Below are 255 nucleotides of genomic sequence, written 5' to 3'. Positions count from 1 at the left end.
GAGCTTGGCGGTGGCCCACGCGGCGATGCGCTGGTAGCCGGCGGCCATCTCCACGAGGTAGTACTCATCCACCTCGCCAGGGTCGATGTCCTCCAGCTCGGCGAGGAGCTGACCATCGGGCGCCATGGCCGCCAGCGCCTCGGCCGACACCGGCTGGCGCGACTCGAAGCTCGGCTGCTCGTCGGTGATCGTCGACGGTGGCGGCCTGTCCCCGGCATCGAGGAGGAACACATCGGCCGCGTCCTCCTCCTGCGC

General features: G+C 71.0%; 1 protein-coding gene. It reads right to left on the bottom strand.

Features of this window, described 5'->3' with window-relative positions; genetic code table 11:
* On the bottom strand, positions 1-255 hold a 255-nt coding region (locus M3148_RS17640; protein ID WP_251305999.1), incomplete at both ends, for a hypothetical protein.

Origin of the sequence: Georgenia satyanarayanai, assembly GCF_023715365.1 — a bacterium.
In the GTDB taxonomy this organism is placed as follows: Bacteria; Actinomycetota; Actinomycetes; order Actinomycetales; family Actinomycetaceae; genus Oceanitalea; species Oceanitalea satyanarayanai_B.
The sequence above is the reverse complement of the archived record's forward strand: the minus strand, read 5'-3'. Positions and strand labels throughout refer to the sequence as shown.